The sequence below is a fragment of the Raineyella sp. genome (assembly GCF_034933565.1).
Taxonomy (GTDB): Bacteria; Actinomycetota; Actinomycetes; order Propionibacteriales; family Propionibacteriaceae; genus Raineyella.
This window is the reverse complement of sequence record NZ_JAYFNG010000034.1, coordinates 1-24,752: the sequence shown is the minus strand read 5'-3', so window position 1 is coordinate 24,752 and position 24,752 is coordinate 1. Positions and strand designations below refer to the sequence as shown.

Annotated in this window: 18 protein-coding genes; 12 read left to right on the top strand and 6 right to left on the bottom strand. The window is 71.7% G+C overall.

The window, feature by feature from the left end; all coding sequences use genetic code 11:
• The first annotated feature begins 13 nt into the window (after positions 1 to 13).
• The 7 genes from VB059_RS10445 (at position 14) to VB059_RS10415 (ending at position 9,357) form a co-directional block, all read left to right on the top strand.
• Positions 14 to 1,930 carry a hydantoinase/oxoprolinase family protein gene (locus VB059_RS10445; protein ID WP_323421964.1) on the top strand — a complete coding sequence of 639 codons (1,917 nt, stop codon included), beginning with the start codon at positions 14 to 16 and terminating at the stop codon, positions 1,928 to 1,930.
• 45 nt (positions 1,931 to 1,975) lie between these two features.
• Entirely contained in the window at positions 1,976 to 2,425 is a 450-nt protein-coding gene (locus tag VB059_RS10440; protein WP_323421963.1) for an acetone carboxylase subunit gamma, read from the top strand.
• Between the two features lie 37 nt (positions 2,426 to 2,462).
• Positions 2,463 to 4,592, top strand: a complete 2,130-nt coding sequence (locus VB059_RS10435) for a hydantoinase/oxoprolinase family protein (protein ID WP_323421962.1) — start codon at positions 2,463 to 2,465, stop codon at positions 4,590 to 4,592.
• A 29-nt stretch (positions 4,593 to 4,621) separates the two neighbouring features.
• Positions 4,622 to 6,925, top strand: a complete 2,304-nt coding sequence (locus VB059_RS10430) for a hydantoinase B/oxoprolinase family protein (protein WP_323421961.1) — start codon at positions 4,622 to 4,624, stop codon at positions 6,923 to 6,925.
• Positions 6,926 to 7,072: 147 nt separating this feature from the next.
• Positions 7,073 to 7,879 carry a hypothetical protein gene (locus tag VB059_RS10425; RefSeq protein ID WP_323421960.1) on the top strand — a complete coding sequence of 269 codons (807 nt, stop codon included), beginning with the start codon at positions 7,073 to 7,075 and terminating at the stop codon, positions 7,877 to 7,879.
• Between the two features lie 60 nt (positions 7,880 to 7,939).
• Positions 7,940 to 8,731: a CoA transferase subunit A gene (locus VB059_RS10420; RefSeq protein ID WP_323421959.1), complete on the top strand. Its 792-nt coding sequence runs from the start codon at positions 7,940 to 7,942 to the stop codon at positions 8,729 to 8,731.
• Positions 8,728 to 9,357: a CoA transferase subunit B gene (locus VB059_RS10415; protein ID WP_323421958.1), complete on the top strand. Its 630-nt coding sequence runs from the start codon at positions 8,728 to 8,730 to the stop codon at positions 9,355 to 9,357. The genes VB059_RS10420 and VB059_RS10415 overlap by 4 nt, the downstream gene beginning before the upstream one ends.
• Positions 9,358 to 9,499: 142 nt before the next feature.
• On the opposite strand, the gene VB059_RS10410 is transcribed toward VB059_RS10415, so the two are convergent.
• The 3 genes from VB059_RS10410 to VB059_RS10400 all read right to left on the bottom strand — a co-directional run bounded on the left by VB059_RS10410 (position 9,500) and on the right by VB059_RS10400 (position 14,268).
• The gene (locus tag VB059_RS10410) at positions 9,500 to 11,740 is read right to left on the bottom strand and encodes a HelD family protein (protein ID WP_323421957.1); all 2,241 of its coding nucleotides are present in this window, start codon (positions 11,738 to 11,740) and stop codon (positions 9,500 to 9,502) included.
• Between the two features lie 249 nt (positions 11,741 to 11,989).
• Positions 11,990 to 13,393 carry an FAD-dependent oxidoreductase gene (locus VB059_RS10405; protein WP_323421956.1) on the bottom strand — a complete coding sequence of 468 codons (1,404 nt, stop codon included), beginning with the start codon at positions 13,391 to 13,393 and terminating at the stop codon, positions 11,990 to 11,992.
• Positions 13,390 to 14,268 (bottom strand): hypothetical protein, encoded by an 879-nt coding sequence (locus VB059_RS10400; RefSeq protein ID WP_323421955.1) that lies wholly within the window; start codon positions 14,266 to 14,268, stop codon positions 13,390 to 13,392. Before VB059_RS10400 ends, VB059_RS10405 begins: the two co-directional genes overlap by 4 nt.
• Before the next feature lie 343 nt (positions 14,269 to 14,611).
• Between VB059_RS10400 and VB059_RS10395 the strand changes: the two genes are divergently transcribed.
• Both VB059_RS10395 and VB059_RS10390 read left to right on the top strand, forming a co-directional pair.
• Entirely contained in the window at positions 14,612 to 15,367 is a 756-nt protein-coding gene (locus VB059_RS10395; RefSeq protein WP_323421954.1) for a methyltransferase domain-containing protein, read from the top strand.
• 214 nt (positions 15,368 to 15,581) lie between these two features.
• Entirely contained in the window at positions 15,582 to 15,962 is a 381-nt protein-coding gene (locus tag VB059_RS10390) for a DUF3040 domain-containing protein (protein ID WP_323421953.1), read from the top strand.
• Positions 15,963 to 16,473: 511 nt separating this feature from the next.
• Here the strand turns inward: VB059_RS10390 and VB059_RS10385 are convergent.
• Genes VB059_RS10385 through VB059_RS10375 form a run of 3 tightly spaced genes read right to left on the bottom strand, consistent with a single transcriptional unit; the run spans position 16,474 to position 20,948 of the window.
• On the bottom strand, positions 16,474 to 18,738 hold the full coding sequence (locus VB059_RS10385; RefSeq protein ID WP_323421952.1) for a transglutaminaseTgpA domain-containing protein: 2,265 nt from the start codon (positions 18,736 to 18,738) through the stop codon (positions 16,474 to 16,476).
• Positions 18,735 to 20,024 (bottom strand): DUF58 domain-containing protein, encoded by a 1,290-nt coding sequence (locus tag VB059_RS10380; protein WP_323421951.1) that lies wholly within the window; start codon positions 20,022 to 20,024, stop codon positions 18,735 to 18,737. The genes VB059_RS10385 and VB059_RS10380 overlap by 4 nt, the downstream gene beginning before the upstream one ends.
• Before the next feature lie 3 nt (positions 20,025 to 20,027).
• Positions 20,028 to 20,948: a MoxR family ATPase gene (locus VB059_RS10375; protein WP_323421986.1), complete on the bottom strand. Its 921-nt coding sequence runs from the start codon at positions 20,946 to 20,948 to the stop codon at positions 20,028 to 20,030.
• A gap of 1,083 nt (positions 20,949 to 22,031) precedes the next feature.
• Here VB059_RS10375 and mraZ point away from each other — a divergent pair.
• From mraZ to VB059_RS10360, 3 genes are all read left to right on the top strand, one after another.
• The gene (gene mraZ / locus VB059_RS10370) at positions 22,032 to 22,460 is read left to right on the top strand and encodes a division/cell wall cluster transcriptional repressor MraZ (RefSeq protein ID WP_323421950.1); all 429 of its coding nucleotides are present in this window, start codon (positions 22,032 to 22,034) and stop codon (positions 22,458 to 22,460) included.
• Positions 22,461 to 22,670: 210 nt separating this feature from the next.
• Positions 22,671 to 23,726 (top strand): 16S rRNA (cytosine(1402)-N(4))-methyltransferase RsmH, encoded by a 1,056-nt coding sequence (gene rsmH, locus VB059_RS10365; protein WP_323421949.1) that lies wholly within the window; start codon positions 22,671 to 22,673, stop codon positions 23,724 to 23,726.
• Positions 23,723 to 24,298, top strand: coding sequence for a hypothetical protein (locus VB059_RS10360; RefSeq protein WP_323421948.1), 576 nt, complete (start codon positions 23,723 to 23,725; stop codon positions 24,296 to 24,298). Before rsmH ends, VB059_RS10360 begins: the two co-directional genes overlap by 4 nt.
• Positions 24,299 to 24,752: the final 454 nt, after the last annotated feature.

Below are 24,752 nucleotides of genomic sequence, written 5' to 3'. Positions count from 1 at the left end.
AGAGGGAGAGGGCATGGACACCCTGATCAACATCGACAACGGCGGGACACTCACCGACATCTGTGCGTGGGACGGCGACGCCTTCACGTTCACCAAGACCCTGACCACCCCGCAGGACCTCTCGGACTGCCTGTTCACCGGTCTGGAGAAGGTCTCCGCCGCACTGTACGGGGAGGCCGACCTGGAGCGCCTGCTGCACGCGACCCAACACATCCGTTACTCGACCACCCAGGGCACCAACGCCCTGGTGGAGCGCCAGGGCCCGATGATCGGCATCCTCACCACGATGCCGGAGCTGGCCGACCTGATGCGGACCACCGACCCCGAGCGTGACCTCTTCACCGGGCTGGTCGGCGACCGCTGCCTGCGGATCGACCTGGCGGCGGGCGATGCCGAGGAGGTCGACCGGGAGGCCGTCCGCCTCGTCACCCGGCTCACCACGCTCGGCGCCGGCCGGGTGGTGGTCGCGGGACGTACGCCCGAGGAGGAGCACCGGCTCCGCCATGTGCTGCTGCGCCGGTTCCCCCGACACCTGCTCGGCTCGGTGCCACTGCTCTACAGCTGGGACCTCGCCGGTGACCGGCACGACGTGCGCCGGGTGTGGTCCTGCGTGATCAACACCTTCCTGCACCCCACCATGGAGCGGTTCCTCTACGGGGCCGAGCGCCGGCTGCGGTCGTACCGCGTGGTCAACCCGCTGCTGGTCTACCGCAACGACGGCGCCTCCTCACGGGTGGCGAAGGCGGTCGCCCTCAAGACGTACTCCTCCGGCCCGCGCGGCGGTCTGGAGGGCACCGCGGCGCTGGCCCGGGTCTACGGGCTGGCACACACCGTGATGATGGACATCGGCGGCACCACGACCGACGTCGGCGTCGTCAGCGGCGGCAAGGTCGCCCCCGACGGGCGGGGGAGCGTCAAGGGCGTGCCGATCTCCTACCCGATGAGCAACGTGCACTCCAAGGGGGTGGGCGGCTCCTCCGTCATCGCCGTGCAGGACGGGGAGATCACCGTCGGCCCGAGGTCGGTGGGCGCCGCGCCCGGCCCCGCCTGCTTCGGCTTCGGCGGCCGCCGGGCGACCATCACCGACGTCAACCTGCTGCTCGGCGTGCTCGACGCCGACACGTACATGGACGGGACCTTCCGGCTGGACCCGGAGCGCTCCCGGACGGTGATCACCGAGACCATCGCCGAGCCGCTCGGCATCCCGCTGGAGGAGGCCCTGGTCCGGATGGAGCAGGCCTACTTCGCGGCCCTCGCCGACAGCTTCGCCCACGTCGTCACCCCGGACACCACCCTTGCCGCGTTCGGCGGCGCCGGGCCGATGAGCGCCGCCGGCGCGGCCCGCATCGCCGGGGTGCGCGACGTGCTCGTCCCACGGACGGCCGCGGTGTTCTCCGCCTTCGGCATCTCCTTCTCCGACATCGGCAAGTCGTACGAGGTCGGCGTCCCGACCCCCACGACCGAGGCGGTCCGGACGGCCCATGAGGAGCTGGTGGCCCGGGCCGAGCGGGACATGTTCCAGGAGGGCTACCACCTCGCCGACTGCCGGTCCTCGTGGGACCTGACCGTGGAGGAGGCCGACGGCACCCTCGTCGGGTCCCATGCCTACCACCCCGGCGACCCGGTCGAGGCACCCGGCCAGCAGGTGTCCCTGCGGCTCACTGTCACCGCACCGCTGCCGCACCCGGTGCTGCCCGACGATCGGGCGGTCGAGCCGCGGCCGGCCGCGATCGCCGGCACCCGCCGGGTGCGCTCCGCCGCCGACCGGGTCGACGACGTGCCCGTGCACGTGCTCGACGACCTGGCGCCGGGCGACGCCGGCGAGGGCCCGGCGATCGTCGAGGGGCCGTTCTTCACCGCCCGCGTGCTGCCCGGCTGGCGGTTCCGGGTCACCGCTGTCGGTGACCTGCTGCTCCACGACTCCCACTGAGGCACCCCACCCGCCCGTCCGACCGACCCGAAAGGACGACTCCCGATGCGAGTCCCGATGACCGAATACCTGCTGATCGACCTGGACACCGAACGCTGGGTGTGCCGCGTGTGCTCCCACGACTTCGGCGACGCCCGGGGCAACTACAAGCGCGGTGCCCTGGTGTACGACCGCGACCCGCGCGAGATCCACCAGCCGATCATCGACCCCGAGCGCTACGAGTACACCTTCTCCCCGGATCCGGGCTACTGCCGGATCCTCGAGTACTACTGCCCCGGCTGCGGCACCCAGCTCGAGGCCGAGTACCTCCCGCCGGGCCACCCACCGACCGTGGACATGCTGGTCGACGTCGACGCGCTGCGCGGCCAGTGGGAGGTGCGCGGCCTCGACGCGGAGGCGGTGCACACGTACGGCCCCGGCGACGACGCCGCGGCCGCGAGCGCCCACAACGCCCTGTCCGCGAGCAGCACCCACAGCACCCCGTCCGTCCGGTGATCCGGCCCGACACCCCGACCACCTCCCAGGAGACTCCATGAAGCGCATCTCCGTCGACATCGGCGGCACGTTCACCGACTGCTTCTTCGTGTGGGACGAGCAGTACATCGAGGCCAAGGCCCTCACCACCCACCACAACTTGGCGCTCGGCTTCAACGAGGCCCTCGACCTCGCCTGCTCGCGGGCCGGGCTCGAACGGTCCACCGTCCTCAGCGGTGTCGACTCGGTCCGCTACGCGACCACGCTGGGCACCAACGCGCTGATCGAGCGCAAGGGCCCCAAGGTGGCGGCCATCGTCACCCACGGTTTCGAGGACACCATCCCGCTGTCCCGTGGCCGCGGGTACGGCGAGGGCCTGGACCAGACGATGCAGCAGAACCTGCCGGCCGCCGAGCGGCCGGACCCGATCGTGCCCCGCCACCTGATCCGTTCGGTGAAGGAGCGGGTGAACTCGGCCGGCCGGGTCGTCGCCCGGCTGGACCCCGACGACGTGCGGCAGGTGTTGCGTGAGCTGGTCGACGCGGGCGCCGAGGCGATCGTCGTCGCGCTGGTCAACGCCACCGAGAACCCGGCCCACGAGCTCGCCATCCAGGAGATCTTCCTCGACGAGTTCCCGGCCCACGAGCTGGGTGCGATCCCGATCCTGCTCGGCCACCAGGTGTCCGGCCGCAAGGGCGAGTACGTCCGGTCCACCTCGACGATCATCGACGCCTTTCTGCACGAGATCATGTTCCACGCCCTCTCCCAGCTGTCGAACAACCTGCGTGACGCCGGCTACGACAAGCCGATGCTGGTCATCCACAACTCCGGTGGGATGGCCCAGATGAACTCGACCGACGCCCTGCAGACCATCCACTCCGGCCCGATCGCCGGGGTCGGGGCCGCGGAGCACCTCAGCGACGAGACCGGGCTGGGCCACGTCATCTCCACCGACATGGGCGGCACCTCGTTCGACATCGGGTTGGTGCCCGAGGGCGGGGTCAAGCACTACGACTTCCTGCCGACCATCGACCGGTGGCTGGTCTCGGTGCCGATGGTCCACCTGGACACCCTCGGCGCCGGTGGCGGCTCGATCGCCAGCTACGACCGGATCCATCACTCGATCAAGATCGGCCCCGAGTCGGCCGGATCCAACCCCGGCCCGGCCTGTTACGACCGCGGCGGACTGCGCCCGACCGTCACCGACGCCGACCTGCTGCTCGGCTACCTCGACCCGGACAACTACGCGAACGGCTACATCAAGCTCAACCCCCGGCGGGCGCGGTTCGCGATCGAGGAGACCCTGTGTGACCCGCTCGACCTGGACGTCATCGAGGCGGCCCGGTCGATCAAGGACGGCGTCGACGAGCAGATGGCGATCGGCATCGGCAAGGAGCTGCGGGTCCGCGGCTATCTGCCGGAGGACTTCACCATGCTCGCGTACGGCGGCAACGGCCCGCTGCACGCCTGCGGCATCGCCCGGCACGCCGGTATCTCCCGGGTGCTCGCGCCGCCGTTCTCCTCGGTGTTCTCCGCCTGCGGTGCCGGCAACATGAAGCAGCTGCACTTCCACGAGCGCGGCGTGCACGTGACGCTCTACAACGCCACCACCCGCCGGCTCTACGACGACTACGCCGAGTTCAACGCCGTCGTCGAGGAACTCGAGGCCCGTGGCCGCGAGGACCTGATCCGCCAGGGGTTCGCCCCCGGCGACGTGCGCTACCGCCTCGAGCTGGACATGCGCTACGGCAACCAGCTGCTCACCCAGGCCGTCACGGTGGACGACATCGACCGGGTCCGCGGCGTCGGGGACGTGCTGCACATCATCAAGAAGTTCGGCGACGTCTACAGCCACCGGTTCGGCGCCAGCAGTGCCGCGCCGGAGGCGGGCATCCGCTGCAACACCATCCGGGTCGCCTCGTACGTGGCGGGTGACGCGGTGAAGTTCGCCGCACTGCACACCGGCGGTCCGCGTACGGTCCCCGCCCCCGTCTCCCGCCGCCAGGCCGTGTTCGTCGGGATCGAGGGACACGTCGACACCGCCCTGTACGACGAGTCCGCCCTCCGGCCCGAGCACGTCATCCCCGGCCCGGCGATCGTGACCACCCAGAACACCACCTTCCTGGTCGAGCCCGGATGGCGACTCGAGCCGACGCCGCAGGGCGCCGTCTGGTTCCTGCAGGACTGACCGACCACTCCACAGCAAAGGAGCTGTTGATGACCATCACCGACGACACCCCGACCACCCGGCTCACTCCGCAGGAGCAGCAGTGGGTCGACGACTTCATGGACGAGACGACGCTGTTCCTGGGCCCCGACCCGGAGATCATGCGCAGCCACCGCATCGCCCCGCGCACCGAGCGCGAGGACCAGGTGGTCCGCGCCGGGGTCGACCGACTCCAGGTCGAACGGATCCGCAAGCGCATCGCCGGTGCCCTCGACGAGGGCTACGAGATGTGTGAGGCCCAGGGGGCGGCGCCCGGCGCGAAGTGGGGTGACCTCACCACCGCGATCTACACCGCCCAGGGCGATGTCTCCTACCTGTCCTGCCACGGCGTGATCGCCTTCAGCGCGATCCTGCACCACCCGATCCGCTACATCATGAAGTACTGGAAGGACGAGCCGACGGTCGGCGTCCGGCCCGGCGACGGCTTCATCCACAACGACGCCCGGTTCGGCAACGTGCACAACACCGACCAGTCGATGATCATGCCGATCTTCCGCGACGGCGAGCTGATCGCCTGGGTGGCGGCCACCATCCACGAGGGCGAGAACGGCGCCTGCGAACCGGGCGGCATGCCCTCCGGCTCCGAGACCCCGTTCGACGACGGCCTGCGGATGAGCCCGTTCAAGATCGTGGAGGAGGGCCACCTGCGTCGTGACCTGCTCACCTTCCTGCAGCACTCGGTGCGCGACCCGAAGCTGCAGCTCGCAGACCTCAAGGTCAAGATCACCGCGGTGCGCAAGATCATCGACCGGATCGACCGGGTCGTCGACGAGGTCGGGGTGGACGCCTTCATCGGCGCGCTGCGGACCACCGTCGAGGATGTCGATGTGGAGGTCCGTCGGCGGATCGCCGAGCTGCCCGACGGCACGTACCGGATGGACCAGTTCATGGACTCCACGCTGAAGGAGAACATCCTGATCAAGTTCGCCTGCGCGATCACCGTCAAGGGCGACCAGATGACCGTCGACCTGCGCGGCACCGGCCCGGAGATCCTCAACCGGGCGATCAACTCCCCGCTGTGCTCGGTGAAGTCGATGTTCATGCAGGCGATCCTCGCCTTCTGGTGGCCCGACCTGCCCCGGTGCACGTCGGCGATGAGCTGTATCGAGATCATCTCCGACGAGGGGACCTGGGCGGACGCCTCGTACGACGCGCCGATGGGCCAGTCGTTGCAGGCCTCCTTCCGCGGGTTCTCCGCGCTGCAGGCGCTCTACAGCCGGATGTCGTTCTCGACCCCGCACAAGTACAGCAACGTCGTGGCGAACTGGTTCAACCAGATCAACACCTTCCTCTGGGGCGGGATCACCCAGCACGGCGACGTCGTCGGCAACCTGTGCGCCGACCTGAACGGCATGCCGGGCGGCGCCAAGCCGTTCCGGGACGGTGAGGACGCGGTCTCCCCGCTCTTCTGCGCGATGGCCGACACCGCCGAGCAGGAGGTGATGGAGGAGGAGGTGCCGTTCATGCAGTTGGTGTCGAAGCGCCTGGTGCGCGACAACATGGGCTTCGGCAAGTTCACCGGAGGGATGGGCTACGAGATGATCGTGGCCGCCGAGGGGTCGCCGCAGTGGGGCTTCATGACCGTCACGTCCGGCGCGAAGTTCTCCTCCATCTACGGCATGTACGGCGGCTACGGCTGCGGCACCTACCCACTGGCGATGGTGAAGGGCACGAACGTCTACGAGCACATCCGCCGCGACAACACGAAGTTCGACCTGTCCATCGCCAAGGTGATGAACGAACGGCCGTTCCCCGAGGGCCGCTACTCGACCCACCACATGGGGCTGCAGTTCGACCTCGCCAAGGACGGTGAGCTCTACATGATCAGCCAGGGCGCCGGTGGCGGCTACGGCGATCCGCTGGAGCGGGCGCCCGAGGCGGTCATCCGCGACATCGAGCTGAACCGGATCAGCCAGCAGGTCGCCGAGGACATCTTTGCGGTCCGCTACGACCCGGCGACCCTGCGGCTCGACGCCGAGGCCACCCGGGAGGCCCGCGCCGAGGCCCGCCGGGCCCGGCTGCGCCGCGGCAAGCCGTACGACGAGTTCGTCGCGGAGTTCGTCACCGCCGAGCCGCCGGCCGACCTGCCCTACTACGGCTCCTGGGGCCCGGACCACACCGAGATCACCGCCACCATCTACGGCATCGACGGGCCCGAGCGGGTCACCGCCCCGCTCGCGGAACTGCCGCCGGTGATGGTCCCGGACCGCCGCGAGGTGAAGATCGCCCGGCTGGAGCAGCGCCTCGAGGAGCTCGAGAGCAAGCACGGCGAGCGGGTCCACCGCCTCGCCTGACCGACGGGTGCCGCCGGACCCGCTCCGGCGGCACCTGCCACCCCGCCGGCGTCTGCCGTCGGCCTCCCGCCCGGCGCCTTCCGATCCGTCCGAGGCCTCTTCCATCCGTCCCGCATCCCTGCCGTCCCCTTCCGACCCGGAGGAACCGTGTCCAGCTCATTGCAGTCGCTCATTGCGGCGCGACCCACCGGCCGCCAGCGGCCCCTGCTGCTCGACCCCGACGCCTATGCCACGGCGGTCATCCGCCAGGGCGCCGCCATCCCGTGGATCGACCTGCCGGCCCTGGCCGGCCACGTCGGCCAGGTCGCGGGACTGCTCGACCCGGACGCCGGCTGGGTCGACATCGGCGCCCTGTACGGGGCCCACCTCGCCGAGCACCCCGAGCTGGTCGCCGCGATGGGCGCACGGCCGCGCGCCGGCGTCGCGCTGCGTACGCTGCTCGGCGACCCGTCCGGTGTCCGGCTCGTCCTCGAGACCCTGCAGGCGATCGCGGCGGCGAGCCGACGGCCGCTGGTCCTCGACCTCCCCTCGCCGGTCCGCTGGCTGCTGGCGGCCCACGAGGCCGCCGGGACCCCGCTCGACGAGGTGGACGAGGACCGCGCCGATGCCGCCTCGGTGTACGTCGCCGAGTGGCTCGGTCATCTCGGGGACCTGCCGGTGGGGCTGGTCCTGCTCGACGCCCGTGCCCGGGGCGACGAGGTCGCACCGTCGGTGCCCGAGACGCTGGCCGCGTACACCGCCCTGACGAACGTCTGCGGACACTTCGGCTGGTCGATCGGGCTGCGGACCCACAGCGGGATCGCGCTCGGCGACGACGAACCGCGCCTGGCGGTGCTGGACGAGGCGTTCTGGACCGGCGTCGCCGAGGTCCCGGAGGCGGACGCCCTGGTCGCCACCATCCCGGCGACCGCGGTGCCGGAGCAGGTGCTCGACCGGCTGGCCCGGCTGTCATGACGCAGCGGGCCGACGCACCGGGACCGAGGGTCCCGCGATCGAACAGACAGGAGTGAACAGATGGACAAGGTCGTTGCCACGGCCGCCGCGGCGGTCGAGGTCGTCCGATCGGGCGACATGATCGCCGCCGGCGGCTTCGGAGTGTGCGGCATCCCCGCGGTGCTGCTCGAGGCCCTCAGCCGGACACCGGTGGATGATCTCACCGTCGTGTCGAACAACTGCGGCCTGGAGGGGATCGGCAACTCACTGCTGCTCGAGCACCGTCAGGTACGCCGGCTGATCGCCTCGTACGTGGGGGAGAACAAGGAACTCGAACGCCAGTACCTGGCCGGTGAGGTCGAGATCGAGCTCAACCCGCAGGGCACCCTGGCCGAACGGCTCCGGGCCGGCGGCTCGGGCATCGCCGCCTTCTACACCCGCACCGGCGTCGGGACGGTCGTCGCCGAGGGCGGCATGCCGTTGCGGTACGCGTCGGACGGTTCGGTGGCGCTGGCGTCCGCGCCGAAACCGACCGAGCTGCTGGCCTGGGACGGCGCGGAGCACTTCTTCGTCCGTGAACTCGCCCTGCGGCCCGACGTCGCGTTCGTCCGGGCCCGGCGCGGCGACCGGTTCGGCAACCTCGTCTTCCGGCAGGCCGCCCGCAACTTCAACCCGCTGTGCGCGATGGCCGCCCGCTACACCGTCGCCGAGGTGGAGGAGTTCGTCGAGGCCGGCGAACTCGACCCCGACGCGGTGCACCTGCCGGGGGTCTACGTCGACGCGGTGCTGCCGTTGACGCCCCGGCAGGCCGCCGACAAACCGATCGAGCGCCGGGTCGTCCGGCCCCGCGCCACCGTGGAGGTGACCCGATGAGCTGGACCCGCGACGAGATGGCGGCCCGCGCGGCACGTGAACTGGCCGACGGCGACTACGTGAACCTCGGGATCGGCCTGCCGACCCTCGTGCCCGCACACCTGCCGGCCGGGGTGCACGTGGTGCTGCAGTCGGAGAACGGGATCCTGGGGCTGGGGCCGAGCCCCTACGACGGCGAGGAGGATCCCGACCTGATCAACGCCGGCAAGCAGACCGTGACCGTGGTGGCCGGGGCGAGCTTCTTCGACTCGGCCCTGAGCTTCGGGATGATCCGCTCGGGACGGATCGACGTCGCGATCCTCGGGGCGATGCAGGTGAGCGAACGCGGCGACCTGAGCAACTGGGTGGTGCCCGGCAAACGGGTGAAGGGCATGGGCGGGGCGATGGACCTGGTGCACGGCGCCCGTCGGGTGATCGTGCTGATGGAACACGTGGCGAAGGACGGCTCCCCGAAGCTGCTGCGGGAGAACGTGCTGCCGCTGACCGGGTGCCGGGTCGTCGACCGGGTGATCACCGATCTCGCCGTGCTCGACGTCACCGACGAGGGGCTGCGTCTGGTCGAACTGGCCCCGGGCGTACCCCTCGAGGAGGTCCGTGCGGCGACCGGGGCCCCCGTCGTGGCCTGACTGCCCGTGCGGCCACCGGAGCCCCGTCCTGGCCTGAGACGGTCAGGGTGGCGACCGGAGCTCCGGGCCGGCCTGACGGCCAGGATCGGGCGGGGGCCGGACGGGGTCGGGGAGGAGCCGGACGGGGTGGGAGCGGGCCGGATCAGAGCCCGACCCGCCAGGCGCCGGGCTCCAGTGCGGCCCCGTTGGCCACCAGATCGAGCGTCACCAACCGCTGGGTCGGCCGGGTGAGGGCGACGTAGAGGATCCGGGTCCCGCCGATGTGCTCGGCGATGATCTCGTCGGGGGCGACCACGATCACCGCGTCGTACTCCAGGCCCTTGGCCTGCAGGGTGTTGACCACCGCGATCCGGTCCCGGAGGACGGGGTCCAGGCCCAGGGCGTCGACCAGATCCTCGAGGTCGTACTGGCGCGACGGCGGGGTGATGATGCCGAGGGTGCCCTCGACCTGCCGGGCCAGCTCGGTGAGCAGCTCCGCCAGGGTCTCGGTCAGTTCGCCGCGGTGGATCGTGCGCAGGTCGGGCAGCACGCCGGTGGAGCGTACGGCGGTCGGCAGGTCCGCGTCGGGCACGTCGCGGGTGACCACCGCGGCGGCCAGGTCGAAGACCTCGGAGGGGGACCGGTAGTTGGTGCTCATCCGGAACGTACGGCGCTGGCCGAGGCCGACCAGTGCCTCGAGCTCCGCGTCCAGCTCGTGGCGGTCGGGCCAGGAGCTCTGGGCCGGGTCGCCGACGATGGTCCAGGAGGCCTGCGCCCCGCGCCGGCGCAGCATCCGCCACTGCATCGGGGTGATGTCCTGCGCCTCGTCGACCAGGACATGGGCGTACGTGGTGAAGCGGTCGGCGTACGGGTCGTCGGTGTGCTGGCGGGCGAGCCGGTCGGAGATCGTCACGATCTCCTGCATGGTGGAGCCCGCGGTGAGGAACAGCGGCTCGTCGGGATCCTCGTCCAGCGGGGTGCCGAGCAGGGCGACCAGCTCGTCGAGCAGGGCGACGTCGGCGACCGACCAGTCCTCGTGGCCCTCCGCACCGAGCTCGGCGAAGGACTTCAGCAGGGTCTGCTGCTCATCGGCGTCGAGGATGCCGTCGGCCACCCGGGCGACGACCTCCGGGTAGGAGAGCCGGCGCAGCTCGACGGTCGCGTGCTGCGTCGGCCACCACACGTTCAACGCCTCGACGAAGGCCGGATGGTCGGTGACCAGGTCGGGGAACTCCTCCCGCTCGATGCCGTGGTCGGCAGGCATCAGGTCCCACAGCGCCGCGACCATCGCGTCGCGCCCGGCCCGGCGGGCGTGGTTGGCCTTGGGCTGGCGGATCGTCTGGCGGCGCAGGCCCAGCAGCGCCCGCCCGGTCAGGCGCAGTGCGTTGCCCTTGACGGTGAGCAGCAGGTCGCGGTCGAGCTTGGGCTGGTGACCGGTCCGGCCGATCACCTTGACCGTGCCGGGCACCTGGACCAGCCGGGTCAGCACGTCGACCATCCGCACCGACCCCTTGATCGCCGCGGCGCGGGAGGCGTCCGTACGGTGCGCCTCCACCGGCAGCACGTCGGAGGGGACACTGCCCACCGACCGCAGGGTCACCGCATCTTCGCCCAGTGACGGCAGGACACGTTCGATGTAGGTCATGAACACGTCGGAGGGGCCGACGACAAGCACGCCGCCCTGTTCGAACCGGCGCCGATGCGTGTACAGCAGGTAGGCCGCCCGGTGCAGGGCCACCACCGTCTTGCCGGTGCCGGGGCCGCCGGAGATGATCGTGACGCCCTGGTAAGGGGCCCGGATCGCCTCGTCCTGCTCGGCCTGGATGGTGGCGACGATGTCGCGCATCTGGTGCCCGCGGGCCCGGCTCAGGGCGGCCAGCAGGGCCCCCTCTCCGATCACCGGCAGGTTCTTCGGCGCCGATGCCCCGTCGAGCAGGTCGTCCTCGATGCCGATCACCCGGTCGTCGCGGCAGCGCAGCACACGTCGGCGGATGACGTCCATCGGGTCGGCGGCGGTCGCCCGGTAGAAGGGCTCGGCGGCCCGGGCGCGCCAATCGATCACCAGCGGCTCGTAGTCGTCGTCGTGGACGCCGATCCGGCCGATGTAGTCGGTGTCGCCGTTGGTCAGGTCGAGCCGGCCGAAGACCAGGCCCTCGTGCTCGGCCTCGAGGACTGCCAACCGCTTGGCCGCCTGGTAGGCGAAGACGTCCCGCTCGTAGACGCTGGTCGCATCCTCCTCCCGGAGGTAGTCACCGCGATCGCTGGTGTAGTGCGAGGCCCCGGCCCGGGCGGCCCGCTGGGCGCCCTCGGTGGCGATGGCCAGGCGTTCGTAGACCTTGTCCACATGGGCCTGTTCGACGGCGAGCTCGCGGGCCAGGTCCGACGAGATGTCATGAGAAGTCAAGAGCGTTTCGTCCTTACCGGGAGTGACTCTCAAGTCTATCCCGATGCCTTGTCCGCACGCCGCAATGGTCCGGTCAAAGGGAATCCGCGTCCTCTCGTGCGCCTGTCCGAGAGGCCTTGACCGGTCCTTTTCGGAGAGGGACACAGGGTCCTTTCATAGGGCTTGTCGGTCCCTTTCGGAGTGCTGACGGAGTCCTTCGTGGGCCTCAGGGGCCTTGTCGGAGGGCTGACGGAGTCCTTACCTGGGAGCTCACTGGTCCTTGTTCGACGGGTGGGTGTCCAGTCCGGTGAGGTCGAAATGGGCGTCGTACGTCGCCAATGCCGCGGACGTCAGGACGCCCGCCAGATCGTCGCCGCCCCGGCCCCAGGGGCCGGCGGAGTACAGCCGTTCACCCAGCCGGACCGGCAACCTGCACAGCCACGAGGCCTCCCCGTCCCAGGCGGGGCCGCGGTCCGGCGCGACGGTGGCCGCCCCCCAGTCGTGCAGCAGCGTCCGGGCGGGGGTGGCCCAGCTGACCCGGCGGGTGGTGTGGTCGACGGTCTCGGTGAGGACCGGGCCGGGGCCGGGCGCGCGGGGAGGAGAGGCACTCAGCGAGCCCGGGCCGGGGGAGTCGGGGTCGGGGGAGCCGGTCGGGATGGACGAGAGCCGGGGGGCCAGCACGGGGCCGAGGCCGGACACCCGCCGGGTGGCGCGGGTACGCAGGCCGTACGTCGCGGCCGGGTCGTGCAGCCCCTCGGTGAGGACGACCGCGTCGGGCCGCCCGTCCGCCAGCACGGCCCCGACCACCTCGGTCGCCAGGGCCCGGCCGTCCGGACGCCGGGCTGACCCGTCGAAGCCGATCGGGCCGTCGTAGCGGACGATCTCCACCCTGCGGGCGATCAGCCGCGCCTCGAGCAGGTCGAGCAACCGCTCGCTACCGGCCGGCCGGCCGTGCTCGTCGACGACCATCCAGCGGCCGAAGGTCCGTTCCACGTTGAGCCGGCTCGCGACGAAGGCCGGCGTCCGGGCCGGGTCCTGTCCCTGGCGCCAGGCGCTCGCCTCCACCAGGGCCCGCAGGTGGGGGTGCGGCTGGGTGGCCGCGAGGTCGGCGACCGTACGACCCCAGAGCAGGTCCCGGCGGTGCGGGCGGAGCTGGCGTGCGGCCAGCAGCGAGGTCTCCAGCCCGAGGTTGCGCACCCGGTGCCAGACCGGTTCCAGCGAGTCCACCAGGGTCCGCCAGGAGTCCGCGACCGCGTCCCCGTAGCTGGCGGCCATCCGGTGGAACTGTTCTCCCCGATCGCCGCCGAGGACGAGCTCCTCACCGCCGGCGAAGACATGGCGTGTCGGTGGTGCCGGGACCAGGTCGAGCCCGGCCCGGGCCAGTTCCGCCGGCAGGATACGGCCGGACTTCTTGAACAGATCGCGCCACGCGGCCGGCAGGGTCAGCACCTCGGGCAACGGGCCGGGCCCGCCGGGGGCGGTGGGCCGCCAGTCGGCGCCGAGCCGCTCCGTACGCTGCAGCAGGGTCACCCGGTGGCCGCGCTTGGCCAGCCGGGCCGCGGTGGCCATCGCGGCCAGGCCACCCCCGACGATGACGACGGTGTTACCGGTCCCGGTCCCCGCGACCGCACCGTGGGGACCGCCGTGGCCGGGGCGGCCCGCCGCCCTGCTCACTGCAGGGCCGAGGTGACGGTCCCGGCCCACAGCTGGGCCCCCTGTTGGGTCGGCCGGGCGCCGATCACCAGCTCGGTGAGGGGGACGGAGGCATCGGTGAAGGCCTTCATGACGTCGACGGTGGGCAGCCCGAGCCGGTCGGCGGTCCGGGCCAGGTTCTTCATCCGGGTCTCCTGGAGACCTGTGGTGGCGGTCTCCGGGTTCTGCAGGATCACCAGGCCCAGGGGCGTCTGCTTGGCGGAGACCGCCTGCCATAGCGTGGTGACATCGGCGTCGAAGGTCGCCTGGTCGTCCTGGTGGCCCAGGTTGAGGATCACGATGTCGGTGGGTTGCGGGTAGAGCTTGCCGAGGTCGGCGGTGTCCTTCGCGGCTGTCGCGCTCAGGTAGGAGGCGTTCCACACGTCGACCGTCGGCCCCTTGCTCGACAGGGTGCGCGCCGCCGCGTAGCCCCCGGTGGTCCGGTTGTACTCGTGGTAGACGACCGTGTGGTCGGCACCGAGGGTGTCCCGCGCCCAGAGGAACACCCAGCCGGTGTCCCCGACCGAGGAGTCGTCCCCGAGGACGGTGATCGACAGCGGCTGGCCGTCGGTGAGGCGGGCCCGGATCTGCCCGATGCCCTGGCGGCGTGCCGCCGCGGCGATGGTCGGGGAGGCCGTGGTCGAGGGGTCGGGGGTCGTCGCGGAGGCGGACGGTGACAGGGCGGAGGCGGTCGCCGAGGGGGCGGAAGCGGTGGCGGTGGGATCCCCGGAGGCGGGACCACCGACCGTCCCGCCGGTCGCGAGTGCGGTGGCGGCCGCGACGACGGCAACGACGATGACGGCGGCGACGACGGTCCCGCCCGGGGTGAGGTTCCTGACGCTGTCACCGGGATGCATGGGTCCGATCGTACCCAGAGGTACGGGTCGGGCAGCGCTCATGGAGCGCCGGTGGCCGGTCGTCCGCGCGCTCCCGCCGGGTGTCTGAGACGCCGTCCAGGCTTCTTCCTTCTCGAACAATTGTTCGATGAGTTTGAGCTCTGGTCGGTGTCGGAGATCGGTCCGGGCAGGGCTCGTTCGGAGTCGGCCCGTCCGGGCGCTGCCCGCACCGCGCGTGAGCCGGTCGCCGCGCAAGCCGCGGCACTCCGGCCCGGGGAGCTCGGGACGGTAAGGGGACGACTGGGTAGGCTCGGAGTGCCCGCCATACCGCTGCGGTGCGCCACCTCCCGACGAAGGACTCGCCATGACCCGACCCGACCAGCCGACTGCGGCACCCTCCACCCTCGCAGTCGACAAGAAGCGTCGGTCCCTCGGGGGCACCTTCACCCTGCGGGTGATCCTCGAGCAGGCACAGGTCTGGCAGGGGGATCGGCCGGCGGAGGAGATCCGGGTCGTCGACCTCGGTGGTGGTGCCGGAGGCATGGGCGTGCCCCTCGCCCGCGCGGGCTACGACGTGACCGTCGTCGACCCGAGCCCCAATGCCCTGGCCTCCTTGCAACGCCGGGCGGCCGAGGCCGGGTTGTCCGGCCGGCTCCGGGGGATCCAGGGGGATGCGGCCGACCTGGTCGATCTGATCGGGGTAGGGACCGCGGATCTGGTCACCTGCCACGAGGTCCTCGATGTGGTCGAGGACAAGCCGGCCGCCGTCCGGGCGATGGCCACGGTCCTGCGGCCCGGCGGAGCGGTCAGTCTGCTGGTGCGGCAGCGCTACTCACGGGTGATGCACAAGGCCCTGGCCGGCGACTTCGCGGCGGCACGGGCGGCACTGGCCGACCCCGGCCGGTTGGACCAGGGACGGGTCCGCGCCCTGTTGGAGGACACCGGCTTTGCCGTCGTCGAGACCCGGGGGATCGGGGCCGTGCTCGGCGCGGTGAACGAGGAGTACCTCGACGTCCCCGGTGCCCGGGACGAACTGCTCGCCCTGGAGGATGAGATCAGCCGTACCCCGGACATGTGGTCCCTGGCGGCGCAGCTGCACGTCCTCGCCTCGATCGGCTGACCCACCCTCGATCGGCCCCGGGACCCTGTCAGCGGCGGTGCGGCGCGTGCCGCGCAGGGCGACGAGGATGCCGGATCGGTGGACACCGCCTAGGCTGGTAATCCGCGATGTCGTTCCGGTACGACGCAGCGGGCACTAAACTGTAGTCAGAAGGCGCGGAGGGGCGGCGATCGCCGTACCTCGCAAACCAACAAGGACGGTCGGAGGTAGCGCGGTGGCCCTCTCAGAGCACGAGCAGCGGCTGCTCGAACAGATGGAAGCTGCTTTTGCTGCCGAGGATCCCAAGCTTGCGGACACCCTCAGCGGCAACAGTGGACGGCGTCTCGAGACCCGTCTCGCCATCGGTGCCGGACTTGCCTTCGTGGTCGGCGTCGTCCTGCTGCTGGTCGGCATCCAGGTGCACTGGTTGATCAGTGTGTTGGGCTTCTTGGTGATGCTCACCGCCACGATCGTGGGACTGAGCGCATGGCAGAAGCAGGATGCCCTCTCCCAGCACAAGGGGCGCACCAAGGTGCATGTCAGCGCCGATGACCGGCGCATCATGCACAGGTTCGAAGAGCGGTGGAACCGTCGCCAGGAGGGCAACGATCACTGACGGTCGTGCGCCGGGTACGCCGGCCGACGTTCCACCCGAAGACGCGACAGCGCACGCGGTGACCGAGGTCCCGCAGACCGCAGCGTCCCATGACCGCACGGCGGGCGACACCCGCCGGCGGCCTGCATCCTTCGGACAGTTGATTCCCCGGGACCTCATCCTCCCCGCCTGATCCCCCGAAGGCGGACGGACATCCGGCCGCACCCCCACCGGTTCTCCTCAGCGCGGTAGCCGGCAAACGGCGACGCGGCCAGGAACGGTTCCGTGACGGAGGGCGACACCGGGAACGACGTCCCTCAGGAGTACACAGGAATACGTGTGGGCCGACCCGCAAGGGCCGGCCCACACGTACGTCACCAGTCGTACAGCACTGTCATCGGTCGCGCTGGTCGTGCGGGTCGCGCAGCACTGTCATCACGCTGTGGGCATCGTCATCGGTCGTCCGGCACCGTGTCATCACGCCCGGTGCCCGTCGGTTGCCCGGACCGTCGGTTGTCCGGCGGGCACCGGATCAGCGGGCCCGCCAGCCTGCGATCACGGCCTTCGCCCTGGCCCACAGCGCCTGCCAGGCCAGTGCCTGCCCCAGGGCGCGCCACCACGACCGGGGCCACCACTCGCTGATCAGCCGGGCATCCCAGCCCTTGTCGGTCCGCAGCCCGTCCCGGACCGTCCCGACCAGCGCCGACAGGTCGGCCGAGTGCACCGCCGCCAGCGCGTACCGGGACCGCTCGACCTGGCGTGACAGGATGACCAGCGCCCGGCCGGCATCCTCCGGCAGCACCTGGGCCGCCTGCCGGCCGACGGCGCGCGGTGACCCGGACGGCCACGTGTAGCCGTAGTCGACGAAGCTGTCGCGCACCTCGGACCAGGCGGCGTCGACCGCTTGCTGGGAGACCTCGACGTCACCGCCGTCCGGTGGGGCCAGGCGACGCCTCCGCTGCCGGTGGCGCAACAGGCCGGGCAGGGCGAGGAGGCCGGTGACGAGGGCCAGCAGGCCGATCGCCACGCCGATCCGGGCGAACACCGCGAGGACGTTGATCACCGGCGCAGCCGGCTGCACCGGAGCGGCGGAGACCGTCGGGTTGACCGACGGGGTCGGGGCGGCCTCGGGGGTGGCCGATGCGGTCGGTGTGGGCGTCGCGCTCGGCTGCTCGGGGGCCGTCATCGTCCAGGCCGGCGGAACGGCGACACCGGGGGTCGGCTCGAACCGCACCCATCCGACGCCCTCGAAGTACAGCTCCGGCCAGGCGTGCATGTCGTGCATGGTGACGCTGTAGCCGTCGCCCTTCCGGGTGCCGGGGAGCCAACCGACCGCCACCCGCGAGGGGATGCCGATGATCCGGGCCATCGCCGCCATCGAGCCCGCGAACTGCTCGCAGTAGCCTTTGTGATCCTGCAGCAGGAAGCGCTTCATGGCATCGTAGCCGGTGCCCGGCTGCGGCTCGAGGCTGTAGCTGAACTGGTCGCTGCGCAGGTACTTCTGGATCGCCGCGGCCTTCAGCGCCGGGGTCGGCTCCGACTGGGTGATCTTCAGCGTCAGGTCGACGATCTCCTGGGGCATGTCCTGCGGCACCGCCCCGGTCAGGTTCGCGTCACTCGGCCGGCCGGCCATCGCGGTGGAGAGCCTGGTCCCGTCCGGGGTCGGGTCGATGCTCGTCACGTCGTAGGACAGGTCACGGGTCGCGGCCGTACGGTCCTGGCCGGTGGCGACCACGACGAGGGAGTCCGTGCCGTAGGCCCATTGCCCCGGGGCGTCGAACCGCTTGGGGGCGTACGGCAGCGGCAGGTACTCCGCCCGGAAGTCACCGATCTTCACCTGGGTGCGGACGTCGGGGCCCGGAGTGTCCATCCCCGGCGGCGCGGGCAGGGTGTTGCCCTGGGTGAGGTGGAACGAGGCGTTCTGCCAGCCCCTGCCGTCGAAGACCGACAGCGACGCCATCCGCAGGTACTCGCCCCCGGCTGCGGTCGTGGTGTATGTCAGCACGTCGGTGTCGGCCGGCTGGGACAGGTTGCGTCGCATGTCGAGCATCGGGTCGGTGAGCTGGACCGGGCCGGTGTCCTGGTTGAGCTGCCCGCCGTTCAACTGGTGCGCCGGCGGCAGCGGCACCACGAGCCCGACGAGGAGGGTCGCGGCGAGCGCCGCGACGGCGACCACGCCGCCCATCCGCAGCGCCAGCGGGGTGATCCGCCCGGTGAGCCGTACGGTCCGCTCCAGGTGACGCGGCCAGCTCTCGGCCGAGTTGATCCCGTCAGCGAGCAGGATCCACAGGTAGCCGACCGCCACCGGGAGGATCGTCCACCACGGGATGTCGCGCAGCAGGCCGACCGCGCCGATCAGGTAGAGGGTCAGCGACGGGAGCAGGGCCCAGCCGGGGCGGTCGACGCCCTCGGCCAGCAGGTCGGTGAGGATCGTGGTGACCCCGACGGTGGCCACCAGCAGCATCGTCAGCCCCGGGTCGGCGATCATCGGCGTGGTGTGCGTCGACATGTGCCGTACGCCTTCGGCGAACAGCCCGGCCATCCCCTGGCCCGGCCGCGCCAGCGACAGGGAGATCGCGAACAGATACACCACCAGCGCCACGAGCTGGGCGAGGAAGGCGATCGCGTCGTTGACCCGCATCCGGCGCAGCGCCAGGCCGATGGCACCGAGCAGCACCACCAGCGGGATCGCGCTGATCAGGTACGACGGGTCCTGGGTGAACGGCAGCAGGATCAGCGCCGCGAGGATCGAGGAACCGGCGATCGCGCCGGCGGTCCGATCGAGGGGCCGGATCACAGCAGTTCTCCCATCCGCGACATCCTCATCCAGGCGTCGTCCACGGTCATGTCGGAGGTGACCCGGACGACCCGCCAACCGGAGTCGCGTAGCACCGTCACCGCCCGCTCGTGGTCGTCGAGGACCGTACGGAAGGCGTGGTCCACTTTCCCCGTGCCGTTCACCCAGCCGTCGATGTCCAGCACCCAGGCCATGGCGTACGCCTGGTTGCGCTGCATCTCGACCATCCGCGCCGCGTCGGCCGACGACATCAGGCCGAGCACGGCCACCGTCATCTGGGAACCGACGCCCCGCAGGGACGCCTCGGCGGCGCGGCTCAGATCGGTGCTCCCGGACAGCGTGACGTCGGTGAGCTGGGTGATCGCCTCCCGGCGGCTGGTCGCCTTGCCGAGGTCACCGAGCTGGGGGTCGGCCAGCGGCCCGTCGGCACCGAACAGGGTGATCGCGTATCCCTCGCCGAGGAAGTGCACGGCCAGCGAAGCGGTCAGCGACACCGCCCACTCGAAGGAGCTCTCCGGCCCGGTGCCGCGGTGGGCGTGTTCGCGCGAGTCGAGCAGCACCGTGGCGCTCGGGTCCCAGGCCTGCTCCTCCTGGCGCACCATCAGTTCACCGTGGCGGGCGGTCGAGCGCCAGTGGATCCGGCGGACGTCGTCACCGCGGACATAGGTACGGACCAGGATGTCGTCCTGGCCGGACAGGCCCAGACGCTGCGGGCGGGCCTCACCGGTGCTGCCCGTGCCACCGGCGTTGCCCATCGAGTCGAGCGGGACGATCCGCGGGGTCACCATCACCTCGCTGGTCGCGTTGAACTGTCGGTCCAGCGCGGCCATCCCGAACGGGTCGGAGACCCGGACCAGCAGCGGGCCGGTGCGGAACCGGCCACGTTGACTGCCGGTGAGCGTGTAACTCACCTCGCGGCTCCACTCGGCGGCGAGATTCTGCAGGGTGAAGCGGGGCCGCGGCCCCAGGGCCGGGGGCACCTGGTCCTCGAAGCGCAGCACGCCCACCGGCAGTTTGCCGTGCCGGTCGAGCGCAAGGGTGCCGGTCATCTCTGCACCGATGGCGGCCCGGGACGGGGAGACCTTGCGCTCGCAGGAGAGCTTCAGCCGGCTCCGGTCGACGAAGACGGCCGCGGCCAGCGGGATGAAGACCAGCAGCAGACCGAGCAGCAACGCATCGCGCTGCCCGAGGAGGACCGACAGGATGGCGAGCGCGGCGCCGGCGACGAAGGTCACCTTGCCGCGCAACGTCATCAGGACCCACGGATTGCGCAACAGCAGGCGCATCACTCAGCTCCGGTCGGGGATCGGGACCGACCGGACGCAGCTGCCGATGATGTCCGCGACCGTCCGCTGCGCCAGCTGGGCCTCGGTGGAGGGGAGGACGCGGTGGGCCAGCACCGGGACCGCCAGTGCCGCGACGTCGTCGGGGGTGATGTAGTCCCGCCCGGAGATCGCCGCCAGGGCCCGACAGGCCCGCAGCAGCTGCAGGCTGGAGCGTGGTGAGGCGCCGAGTCGCAGGTCGCGGGTGGAGCGGGTCGCGCCGACCACCTGGACGATGTAGCGCTCCAGCGCGGGGGCGACGTAGACCGTGGTGACCGCCTGCACCAGGCCGTTGATCGTCCGGCCGTCGGTGACCGGCTTCAGGTCGGCGAGCGGGTGGCGTCCGCCGTGGTTGCGCAGCATCTCCACCTCGGCGTCCTCGGCCGGATAGCCCATCTCGATCCGGGCCATGAAGCGGTCACGCTGGGCCTCGGGGAGGGGATAGGTGCCCTCCATCTCGATCGGGTTCTGGGTGGCGATGACCATGAACGGGCTGGGGAGCTGGTACGTGGTGCCGTCGGCCGACACCTGCCGCTCCTCCATCGCCTCCAGCATGGCTGACTGGGTCTTGGGCGAGGCGCGGTTGATCTCGTCGCCGAGGACGATGTTGGCGAAGATGCCGCCCTGCTTGAATTCGAACTGACGGGTCGCCTGGTTGTAGATCGACACGCCGGTGATGTCGGTCGGCAGCAGGTCGGGGGTGAACTGCACGCGGTTGACCCGGCAGTCGATCGCCCGGCCGAGGGCCTTGGCCAGCATCGTCTTGCCGACCCCGGGGACGTCCTCCAGCAGCAGGTGCCCCTCGGCGAGCATGACGACCAGGGCGGTGTCGATCGCGCCGCGCTTGCCCTCGATGACGGTCTCGACAGCGTCGCGTACCCGGCCCATCACCGTGGTGACATCGGCCAGGGTGTGGGTGCCGGCGGGTGCCGGTCGGGTCACCCGCGGTCCGGTCGGGGCGCCCGCGGCCGGCTGAGAGGCCGCACCGGGCTGGCCGGTGGCACTGGACCGGCCGGCGGCGCTCACCTGGGAGGTGGCGCCGGTCGCCGAAGCGCTCCGCTGATACGCCGGGACGCCGGGCCGGGTGGCGCTGGGCCGGGTGGTGCCCGACTGGGTGGAACCGCCCTGAGCGGCAGCCGATCCCGGCTGCCCGGGGGGAGCCTGGTAGCCGGTGCCGGTCGGGTAGCCCGCGCTCGACTGGTAGCCGGGTGCCGCGGAGGCGGAGCCGTACGGGGAGGTCGACGGGGGGCCGGTGAGGCGGCCGGTCGGCGAGCTGCTGCGTCCGGTGCTCGACGCCGGCGAGGTGTAGCGGGACGCCGAGGGTGCGGAACCGGCTGACGTGGCCGAACCGGACGACGTCGGGGTCCACGGAGCCACCGGTGTGGCGGACCGCTGCGGGGCCGGGGTCGCCGACCGTTGGGGTGCCGGTGCGGCGGAGCGTTGGGGTGCCGGTGCGGCGGAGCGCTGGGGCGGCGGGCTCGCGGACCACGGAGAGGCGGGTGTCGCGGAGCGCTGGGGTGCGGGTGTCGCGGAGCGCTGGGGGGCCGGGGTGGCCGACCGCTGCGGGGCAGGTCCTTGGTCGCCGGACGGGGTGGAGCTCACTGTGCCTCCCAGGAGTCGTGACTGATGTCGCCCACCAACCCTACATGTCCCCGCCGTGCCGGACTCCGCGCGGAAACGCGGCCGGACTCCGCGCGGAATCGGGGCAGTGGAGGGCTGTGGAGCGGGCTCCGGCTGCGGTGGAGCGCGGTGGGGAGCAGGTGCTCCGGCGCGAGGCAGGAGGGCGGCGCCGGGAGCGACACGCCCGGATCCGTCCGTTCCCCGTGCCATGGCACCCCGGTGGTGGTGCGCCTCCGGGGTGGGGACGGGGGCGGAAGTGGGTGATGAGGGTGGCTGGGTGGAGGGAAATGGCATAAGGTGGGGGAAAGTGGAGGACGGTGGTCCAGCTGATCGGGTCAGGGGGTGGCCGGCATGTTCCTCGGCACATTCACCCCGAAGCTCGATGAGAAGGGTCGCTTCGTCCTGCCGGCGAAGTTTCGCGAGGAGCTCCAGGACGGCATCGTCGTGGCCCGGTCGCAGGACCGGTGTCTCACGATCGAGACCGTCCAGGCGTTCACCGCACGGACGAAGGAGTTGGCAGACGCACCGATGACGGTCCGACAGGTCCGCGAGTACCAGCGCATGCTGGCCGCGACAGCCTTCGACCAGGTCCCTGACAAGCAGGGACGGGTGACGATCCCGGCGAACCTGCGTGTCTACGCAGGGCTCGACAAGGAGATCGTCGTCACCGGGGTGATCAATCGGCTCGAGATCTGGGACGCCGCCGCGTGGGAGCAGTACTCCACTGAGCACGAATCGGCGTTCGCCGAGATGAACGAAGAAGTTTTCCCGGGGGCCTAGGCCGCCGGGGGATCGGGACAGGCCGTACGGTCCGGCCCCGACCCGAGGGGTGAGCCCCCTGACACAACTTCCCCTGTGTCAGGTGGCACTTCCCGCACTCCTCGGGTCGGAACCAGGTCGTACGGCCCTCCGGTCTCCCGGCTGCGGGACGACTCCGGATCGGTGCGGGACGACACGAGCGAGGGCAACGACGAAGGGCAGGACCGAGACATGGCTTCGACGCGGCGACCCGAGGGGGCACCCGGAGACGACGCTGCCACCGGCACACCCTCCGCAGACCTGCCCGACGTGGACGCCACCGGTGCCGGTCGGGCCCGCCCCGAGGCGGTCCACCTGCCGGTGATGCGGGACCGCATCGTCGAACTCCTCGCCCCGGCGCTGCAGCAGCCCGGCGCCGTGTTCGTCGACTGCACCCTCGGACTGGGCGGGCACACCGCCGCGCTGCTCGACGCCTGCCCGCAGGCCCGTGCCATCGGGCTGGACCGGGATCCCGACGCATTGGCCACCGCGGGGGAGCGCCTCGCCGGGTACGGTGACCGGGTCACCTCGGTCCGGGCGGTCTACGACGAGATCGGCGATGTGCTGGCGGATCTCGGGCTGGCCCGGGTCGACGCGGTGTTGGCGGATCTGGGGCTGTCCTCGCTGCAGATCGACGCGCGTGACCGTGGGTTCGCGTACGCCGTCGACGCCCCTCTCGACATGCGGATGGGGCAGGAGGGGCCGACCGCGGCGGACGTGGTGAACACCTACACCGCCCCGCAGCTCGCCCGGATCCTGTCGCGGTACGGGGAGGAGAAGTTCGCCGACCGGATCGCCCGGGCGATCGTGGCCGCGCGGGTCGAGGCGGAGCTCACCACCTCGGCGCGACTCGTCGAGGTGATCGCGGCGGCCATCCCGGCGGCGGCCCGGCACACCGGCGGCCATCCTGCCAAGCGCACCTTCCAGGCCCTGCGGATCGAGGTCAACCGGGAACTGGAGGCGTTGGAGGGGATGCTGCCCGCCGCTCTCGACAGCCTCGCCCTGGGCGGCCGGATCGCGGTGCTCGCCTACCACTCCCTCGAGGACCGGCTGGTGAAGCATGCCCTCCGCGACGTCACCACCAGCCGCGCCCCCCGCGACCTCCCGGTCGTCCCGGACGAGCTGCTGCCCACCTTCACCCTGCTGACCAAGGGGGCCGAGAGGCCCTCCGACGAGGAGACCGCCACCAACCCACGTGCCGCCTCGGCCCGGCTGAGGGCCGCGCAGCGGATCAAGGAGTCGCGATGAGTGCCCTGCTCTCCCCGGCCGCGTGGGGCTCCCGTTCGGGCTTCGTGGCGGCCGCCCAGCGTCGGCGCGCCCAGCTGGAGGTCGTTCCGCGCCTCACGGCGCAGATCTCGCAACGGTCGTTCTGGACCGTGCTGATCGCGACCGTTGTGGTCGGCACCACCCTCCTGCTGATGCTCAACGTCACCCTGCAGAACCAGGCCTTCCAGCTGCGGACCTCGGCCGCCCGGGCCCAGGTCCTGAAGAACCAGGAGGCCGACCTGCAGCAGCAGCTCACCCGGACCTCCTCGTCGGCCCAGCTCGCCCAGCGGGCGGTCGACATGGGCATGGTGCCGGACACCACGCCCGGATTCGTCACCGTGCCGGCCGGCACCGTGGTCGGCGACGCCCGGCCCGCGTCGGGCGGCGGGCCGTACGCCGGTCTGCGCGCCCTGCCCCCCACGGCGGCCCAACCCGATGCCCAGGCCGCGCCGCAGGCGACGACCCAGCCCCAGGCGCCCGCCCAGCCGCAGGCCTCACCGTCCGTCTCCGCGAGCCCCACCACGACCCCACAACCCACACCGTCCCAGGGATGATGACCATGCCGGAAGACCGCCGCCACGACCGGGCAGAGCCGTCCCGGGGGCGTCCCGGCGCCGGCGACCGTCGCGGTGAGCGCGGCGCCGACCGGGCACGTACGTCTGAGCGGGCACGTACGCCTGAGCAGGGACGTACGTCGGACGGGGGGCGTACGTCTGAGTGTGACCGTGGGGGCGTCCCGCGCAGTGCCGGCCGGACCGGGGCAGGCGGGGTGACCGGGAGCGCCCGGGCGACCGGGACGGGTGGCGGGACCGGCCGTGGCCCTGCCGCGCAGTCCGGGTCGCGCTCTGCCGCGCCGTCCGGGTCGCGCTCTGCCGCGCCGTCCGGGTCGCGCTCTGCCGCGCAGTCCGGGTCGCGCTCTGCCGCGCAGTCCGGGTCGCGCTCTGCCGCGCAGTCCGGGTCGCGCTCTGCCGCGCAGTCCGGGTCGCGCTCTGCCGCGCAGTCCGGGTC